General features: G+C 68.0%; 4 protein-coding genes. 3 read left to right on the top strand and 1 reads right to left on the bottom strand.

Features of this window, described 5'->3' with window-relative positions; translation table 11 throughout:
* Window positions 1-102 precede the first annotated feature (102 nt).
* Window positions 103-1,347: an aminotransferase class V-fold PLP-dependent enzyme gene (locus VKA86_12605; protein ID HKK72054.1), complete on the bottom strand. Its 1,245-nt coding sequence runs from the start codon at window positions 1,345-1,347 to the stop codon at window positions 103-105.
* A 205-nt stretch (window positions 1,348-1,552) separates the two neighbouring features.
* Here VKA86_12605 and VKA86_12600 point away from each other — a divergent pair, with 205 nt between their 5' ends.
* The 3 genes from VKA86_12600 to VKA86_12590 form a co-directional block, all read left to right on the top strand.
* The gene (locus tag VKA86_12600; protein ID HKK72053.1) at window positions 1,553-2,863 is read left to right on the top strand and encodes a HAMP domain-containing sensor histidine kinase; all 1,311 of its coding nucleotides are present in this window, start codon (window positions 1,553-1,555) and stop codon (window positions 2,861-2,863) included.
* Window positions 2,864-3,032: 169 nt separating this feature from the next.
* Window positions 3,033-3,614: a superoxide dismutase gene (locus tag VKA86_12595; GenBank protein ID HKK72052.1), complete on the top strand. Its 582-nt coding sequence runs from the start codon at window positions 3,033-3,035 to the stop codon at window positions 3,612-3,614.
* A gap of 157 nt (window positions 3,615-3,771) precedes the next feature.
* Window positions 3,772-5,788, top strand: a 2,017-nt coding sequence (locus tag VKA86_12590; GenBank protein ID HKK72051.1) for a hypothetical protein, incomplete at its 3' end; no start/stop codon positions are given.

The raw sequence follows: 5,788 nt of genomic DNA, 5'->3' as shown, positions 1-5,788 counted from the left end.
TCACCCGGGTCGCGGACTGGTTGGAGACCCAGGGGCTGCGACGGGTCGACGATCCCGCCGGCTCCCTCTAGCCGGAGCCCCCTCCGAGCCGCGCGCCGGCGTCTACAGGATCGGGTCGAGCACCCCGACGAGGCGGTCGATCTCCTCGGGCGTGTTGTAGTGGACCAGGCTGACGCGCACCACGCCGTCGTCGGGGTCGAGTCCGAGCCCCTGGCAGAGATCGTAGGCGTACATGTGGCCGTGGCGGATCGCCACGCCGGAGCCGTCGATCTTTTCGGTGATCGCGCGCGAGGAGTGCTCGGCGTGGACGAAGCTCACCGTTCCCACGCGGCTGGGCTCGGCGTGATGGGGTCCGATCACACGGACCGCCGGCTTCGAGTCGAGGAACTCGATCAGACGACGCGTGGGTTCGAGTTCGAGTGCGGTCATCCGGGCGAAGGCCTCGTCGAGGGCCGTATCGTCGAGGGGCGCGGAGTCGGTCGATCCCAGCATGTGCGCGAGATAGGCCTCGAGGGCGAGCAGGCCGGCACAGCCCTCGTGACTCGGGCCGCCCAGTTCGAACTTGTAGGGCAGGTCGTCGTCGGCGATGAAGAAGTGGTTGGGCCCGGTCAGTTCGGCCAGTGCATCGGCGCGTCCGTAGAGCGCGGCCATGTGGGGGCCGTAGACCTTGTAGGAGCTGAACACGTACCAGTCGACGTTCCAGGTGTCGCAGTCGATCCGACGGTGGGGAGCGTAGGCGACGCCGTCGACCACCACGCGGGCGCCGGCTTCGTGGACGCGTTCGGTGATCGCTGTGATGTCGACGATCTCGCCGAGCAGGTTGCTCACGTGTGGGATCGCGACGAGGGCGGTGCGCTCGTCGAGCAGACGCTCGAGTTCGGAGAGCGGACAGCTGAACGTGGTGGGGTCCATGGGCCAGATCCGGACTTCGATCCCGTGCCGGGCCAGATTCCGCCAGGGGCCCATGTTGGCTTCGTGTCCGGTCTGGGCCAGGACGACGTTCTGACCGGGGTCCAGGACGCGCGCGTAGCAGTCGGACAGGACGTGGAGCAACGACGTGGTCGACGGACCCAGGATCACCCGACCGCGCCGAGCGCGCATCAGCCGCTCGATCCACGCGTGGGCCGCGTCGACGGTGGCCGTGGCCTTCCGGCTGCGCTCGTACCCGGCCCCGAGCTGGACGTAGGACTCGAGCATGTAATCGCGGATGGCGTCGGCCACGACGCCGGGGACCTGCGAACCGCCGGCGTTCTCCAGGAACACGGGGCCGTCGGCCAGGGCGGGAAAGGCCGCGCGGACGCGCGCGCGGTCGGCGTCGGTGACCTGCGGCAGTTCGGAAGGATGCACGGATCGGACCTCGGGATCGATGGACCTGGACAGCGAGGGGCGATCGTAGCCGCGCGACGGGCACAGCGCCACCGTGGGGCTGCGCCGGGCGTCACGAGGACACCGCGCGGGGCTGCTCCGGTCCGGATCCGGCACCGGAACGTTCCTTGCTCCGTTGGCGGGGAACGATCTTCCGCCCGGTCCCGCGGAGTCCTTCGGAGCGTCCATGGAGAGCTGCCCGACCACGATCGACCCCGGCATCGACCGCGATCTGCGGTTCGTCGAACGTCTGGTGCGTACGGTCGGGTCCTCCCTCGACGTGGGCGACGTGGCTGCCCGGTCACTGCCGATCCTCGTCGACGAGGTCGGTTGCGACTTCGCCGAGTTCCTGCTGCTCGACACCTTGAACCGGAAACTCGAGTTGGTGGATGCGATGCCCGCTCCGACGGCCCCGCGTCGTGAGCAGTGGCTGTTGCCGACCGGACTGGGCGCGAAGCTCCTGACGTCGCCGACCGTCCTGGACCTTTCCGCCGACGACCTGCCGGGGCCGCTGCAGGACGGTGCCGAGCGCGTCGCGTTCCGGCTCACCGACGGCGACGCGACGGTCGGACTCGTTCTCCTCCCGGTCGGCAGTGGGATCGTCGGAGACGGGACCGGTGCCGACGTCCTCCTCCGAACGGTGGGGGGGTTGATCGGGTCGTGGGTCGCGCGCAGCCTCGTCCACGCGTCGCTGCTGACGGTCACCGATCGTCTGGACGCGGCCCGTCGTCTCCAGCAACACGTCCTCGATCACGTGTCCCACGAGTTCAACACGCCGCTCATGATCCTGAAGTCCGCCGCCGAGTTCGTCGACACCGACGACGGCGTCGAACGCAGCGCCTTCCTCGACATGCACGGACAGGCGCTCACCCGGCTCGAGGAGCTGGTGCAGGGCGTGCTCGAGGTCGCGTCGCACAGCTCGGACGGCCAGGTGCTCGAGGTGAGCGCCGACGATCTGCGGGGCGTGGTGTTCGAAGCCGTGCTCGACGGAGCCGCGTGGCGGCGGGATCGACTCCGCCGCAGCATCGACGTCTCCGGCGATCGGACCTGGCGGCTCGACGTCGAGGGCCTGGGGCTGACGGTGGAACACCTGCTGCGCAACGCGTGGAGCTTCGCCGTCGACTCCGGCGGGCGGGCGGGGCTGATCGTGCACCTCGAGCACGCCGAGCGGACTCCGGTGTTGCGCGAGCGCTTCGAACACGCGCTGCGGGACCTCGCGGCCGATCGTGATCCGGGCGATGTGGTCGTGTCGGATCCACACGGCGACCAGTTGGTGGTCGAAGTGCTCGACACCGGGATCGGGATTCCGGCCGACGAACTCGAGTTGGTCTTCGAGCCCTTCACGCAGGCCCACAATTCCCCGTTGCGCGGTGTGTCCGGGGCGGGCATGGGCCTGGCCGTCTGCCGGAAGCGTGTCCGGTCCATGGGAGGCCGGATCGAACTGGCTTCCGAGCTCGGTCACGGGACCCTGGCCCGCGTGACGATCCCGCTCACTTGACCGGATTTTCGCCGGGATCTCTCGATGCCCGACACGAAGTTCGTGCGTCGTCGCTCTCTCCGTTGATGCACGTGCACCGGCACCGGGGAGTCCCCCTGGCGAAGGCCCGCGCGATGGGAGATACTGTCGGCTCATGACGCGGAAACCCTGATCCCGGAAAGGTCGACGCATGAGCTTCAAGTTGCCCGATCTGCCGTTCTCGCCCGACGCGCTCGCGCCCCACATGAGCGCCGAGACCTTCGAGTACCACCACGGCAAGCATCACAACAAGTACGTGACCACGCTCAACGAACTGGTCGACGGCACCCCGATGGCCGACAAGGGCCTCGAGGAGATCGTCATGGAATCCGAGGGGGGTGTCTTCAACAACGCCGCGCAGCACTGGAACCACAGCTTCTTCTGGAACTGCATGTCGCCCGACGGTGGCGGCAAGCCCGGTGGCGAGCTGGCCGCGGCGATCGAGCGGGACTTCGGCAGCTATGACGCCTTCGTCGAGAAGTTCTCGAAGACGGCCGCCACGCAGTTCGGTTCGGGCTGGGGCTGGTTGGTGGAAAAGGACGGCAAGCTCGACGTGATCAGCACCGCCAACGCCGATCTCCCGATGAAGCACGGCGCCAACGCCCTGCTGACGATCGACGTGTGGGAACACGCCTACTACATCGACTACCGCAACGCGCGGCCGAAGTTCATCGAGGTCTTCATGAAGGAGCTCGTGAACTGGGACTTCGTCGCGAAGACCATGGCCGGCTGATCCCGGCGCGCGCTTCGCCACGCTCGGAGGGCGGTTCCGGATCCGGAACCGCCCTTCTTCCTGTAGGGCCGTCGTTTGCCGATTCGAGGTCCCCTCTGGTATCCTTCGAACTCGGCCCGCTCCCGCATCGCGCCCCCTCCGAGGACTCGTCGACATCATGCACCGCTCGCCGCAATTGCAGGCCCTCGCGGGCCTGGCCCTGTTCGCCCTGCTCGTCCTGGTCACTCCGGAGCCCACGGGGCCCGAGTCCGTCGACTGGACCGTCGCGGAACGCGAGAAGCTCACCGAGCGCCTCGCCCACGCCGAGCCCGGATCGCCCCGGGCGATCAAACTCCAGACGAAGATCGGTCGGATCGACGCCTACCGAGAGGGTCGCCCGCAGCCGGGTTTCCCGGACGAGTACGCGCGCTTCCTGCAGGAACGGAAGATTCCCAGCGACCGGACCGCGGTCGAGTACGAGCCCGGCTACCAGATGCGTGAGATGCAACGCTCGATCGCGCTCCGCCGGGCGCCTGCGATCCAGCTCGACTGGAAGGAACGCGGTCCGGGTAACGTGGCCGGACGTGCCCGGGGGTTGATCGTGGACCCCGACGATCCCAGTGGGGACACCTGGTTCGTCGCGAGTGTCGGCGGGGGTGTGTGGAAGACCGTCGATGCCGGGGCGACGTGGACCGAGCTGACGCAGGACGTACCGAACCTGCAGATCTCTGCCATTGCCATGGCCCCGTCGAACACCGACGTGATCTACGCCGGCACGGGTGAGAGCTTCTGGAACATCGACGTGATGAACGGCAACGGGATCCTGAAGTCGACCGACCGCGGCCAGACCTGGGCCCAGCTGGTCTCGACCGTCGACGATCCGCGGTTCAACAACATCTCGCGAATCATCGTCGATCCGACCGACGAGAATCTCGTGCTCGCCTCGACGACCACCGGGCGCTACAAGAACTCGCTGAACAGCACGTCGAGCATCTTCCGCTCGACCGACGGCGGGACGACCTGGACCGAGGTGCACCAGGAGACCAACGCGGCCACCTTCGGCGGCGGTCGCGTGCTGCAGTTGATCGCCGATCCCACGGACTTCGACGTGCAGTACGCCACCGTCTTCGCCGGTGGTGTCCTGAAGTCCACCGACCGCGGGCTGACCTGGAATTCCGTGAACAACGGCATCACCGACTTCGCCGGGCGCTTCGAGCTGGCGATCTCGCCGGTGAACACCGACTACCTCTACGCCTCGGCACAGGGGTCGCAGCACAGCGAGCTGTGGGTGTCGCTCGACGGTGGCGCGAACTGGTTCGAGACCCTCGAGTCGGGCGATGAGCCGAACTGGCTCGGTGCGCAGGGTTGGTACGACAACACGATCATCTGCCACCCCACCGATCCGACGATCGTCTACGTGGGCGGCCTCGAGCTGTGGAAGATCCAGTTGCAGTCGCTCGGGTCGTCGACGCGGTCCACGTCGCGACTGGCCAGCTACTCCTTCCCGCATCCCGACCACCACGACATCCAGGTGGTCCAGCCCGCCGGTGGCGACTGGTACCTGCTCGCCACCAGCGACGGCGGGATCGCCCGCACCGCGAGCTTCGAGTCGGGCTTCACGCAGCCGACCGACGGCATGGTCACCACCCAGTTCTACGGCGTCGACAAGCGTCCCGGCGCGAGCGCCTACGTCGGCGGAACGCAGGACAACGGCACCTGGCTGTCACCGGTCGACCCGCAGGGGACCACGCCGTGGTCCTTCGTGATCGGCGGCGACGGCTACGAGGCCTCGTGGCACTTCGACGATCCGCTCAAGGTGATCGGGGGCTCGCAGTTCAACGGTCTGCAGCGCTCGCTCGACGGCGGAGTCACGTGGCAGAGCGCTCGCAACGGTCTCGAGGACACCGGCAGCGCCAGTGCGCCCTTCGTCACCAAGATCGGTCAGAGCAAGTCGCGTCCCGACGTGGTCTACGCGGTCGGCGTGCAGGGCGTCTGGCGTTCGACCGATTTCGGCGGCAGCTGGGACCTGACACCGATCCCCACCGCCATCTGGGGTGGGTTGAGCAGCTTCCACGACGTGCGGGTGAGCGAGCCCGACCCCGACGTCGTGTGGGCCGGCTCGCGGATGGACGGAGCGGGAACCCTGTCGGTGTCCACCGACGCCGGTGTGACCTTCGATCCCGTGTCGGTGTACG

It is taken from the genome of Candidatus Krumholzibacteriia bacterium, from assembly GCA_035268685.1.
In the GTDB taxonomy this organism is placed as follows: domain Bacteria; phylum Krumholzibacteriota; class Krumholzibacteriia; order JAJRXK01; family JAJRXK01; genus JAJRXK01.
This window is presented reverse-complemented; position numbering and strand designations above follow the sequence as displayed.